Source organism: Streptomyces sp. UH6, assembly GCF_013421635.1.
Taxonomy (GTDB): Bacteria; Actinomycetota; Actinomycetes; order Streptomycetales; family Streptomycetaceae; genus Streptomyces; species Streptomyces abyssomicinicus.
Map to the genome: position 1 here is coordinate 1 of NZ_JACADT010001244.1, position 1,407 is coordinate 1,407.

2 protein-coding genes are annotated in these 1,407 nt (G+C 74.8%); both read right to left on the reverse strand.

All coding sequences use genetic code 11. The features are described from left to right. Positions 1-110: 110 nt before the first annotated feature. Complete coding sequence (locus tag HW445_RS30960) at positions 111-1,127, reverse strand: MoxR family ATPase (RefSeq protein WP_180224100.1); 1,017 nt, start codon at positions 1,125-1,127, stop codon at positions 111-113. A 107-nt stretch (positions 1,128-1,234) separates the two neighbouring features. Further along, the gene (locus HW445_RS34500; RefSeq protein ID WP_374939731.1) at positions 1,235-1,402 is read right to left on the reverse strand and encodes a hypothetical protein; all 168 of its coding nucleotides are present in this window, start codon (positions 1,400-1,402) and stop codon (positions 1,235-1,237) included. Between the last annotated feature and the right edge of the window lie 5 nt (positions 1,403-1,407).

A 1,407-nucleotide genomic window follows, 5' to 3' on the forward strand; every position in this document is an offset into this window, starting at 1 on the left:
GGCGGGCCAGCCAGAGGGCGTCGCCGAGGTGCGCGGCGTCGGGTTCCATCCCGCAGTCGCGCAGGGCCGCCACCAGTTCGGCTATCGGGTCCCGCGGTGCCTCCATCACGTCACCTCGGACGGTCGAGTCGCTGGACGAGCAGGTCGGCGAGGCGTTCGCGGTCCAGGCCGGGGGCCTGGCCGGTGAGGTGGATGGCGTTGAGGAGCTGGTCGGCGGCGAGCATCTCGGTGCGGGAGCGTTCCATGAACCGCTGGACGAGGTCGGCGGCGGCCTCGGCCCGGTCCTCGCCGAGGTGGGCGCGGACGAAGGCGGCGAGGCGTTCCCGGTCGGGCCGGCCGAGCTCCAGGTGCAGGCAGCGGCGCATCAGGGCGGCGGGGAAGTCTCGTTCCTGGTTGCTGGTCAGCACCACGAACGGGAACTCCGCGCAGCGCACCCGGCCGTCACGGACGTCGACCCGGGTGCCGTCGGCGGCCCGCACCCGCGCCACCCCGTCGGGCAGCCGGTGGGCGACGCGTTCCAGCTCGGGGATGGCGAACTCGCCTTCCTCCAGCACGTTCAGGAGGTCGTTGGGCAGGTCGATGTCGCTCTTGTCGAGTTCGTCGATGAGCAGCACGCGGGGCTTGTCCGACGGCAGCAGGGCCGTGCCGAGCGGGCCGAGGCGGATGTAGTCGCCGATGCTCTCCACCGATCCGGGGTCGCCGGGGCCGACGCCGCCGGGGGCGTGGGCGGCGATCTGCACGTCCTGGAGGCGGGCGATGGCGTCGTAGCGGTAGAGGCCGTCCTGGAGGGTGGTGCGGGAGACCACCGGCCAGCGCAGCACCGCGCCCAGGCCCAGTTCGTCGGCGACGGCGTGGGCCAGGGTGCTCTTGCCGACCCCGGGCGCTCCGGTGACCAGGAGGGGGCGGCGCAGGTAGAGGGCGGCGTTGACCACTTCCAGTTCCTCGGCGCCGGGGCGCCAGGCGGCGGCACGGCTGCGGTGCACGCCGAGCCGGCGGGTCTCGGCGTCCCGGTCGCGTTCGCGGAAGTCGCGCCAGGGCGGTGGGGCGGGTAGCCGGCCGATCCCGTCGTGGCGTTCCCCCGCACCGCGGAAGATGAGCCATTCCCCGGCCGGGCTGGGTTCGCTCATGTCGGTTCCTCGTCCTCGCTCGGCTTCGGATCGGGCGAAGGCCCCGGCCCACCGTAGTGGTCCGGCCCCCTCCCCGGCAGTACTCCTGGGGCCCCGACTGCGCCCCGTCAGAGGGCTTCCAGGGGCTCTTCCTCGGGAAGCGGCGGATCGTGGAGCAGGGTGAGCCCGGCGCTCCAGAAGTGGCCGGTGTCGCCGCCGGCCACCGCCGCCCGCCAGGCGCGGACCCGTTCGGGGAGGCCGGCGGCGGTGCGCACGCGGGCCAGCTCGTCCTCCACACGGC

Bases quoted from the DNA above. Each gene is read 5' to 3' on its own strand.
- HW445_RS30960 (WP_180224100.1), bottom strand. From the start codon at position 1,127: ATGAGCGAACCCAGCCCGGCCGGGGAATGGCTCATCTTCCGCGGTGCG.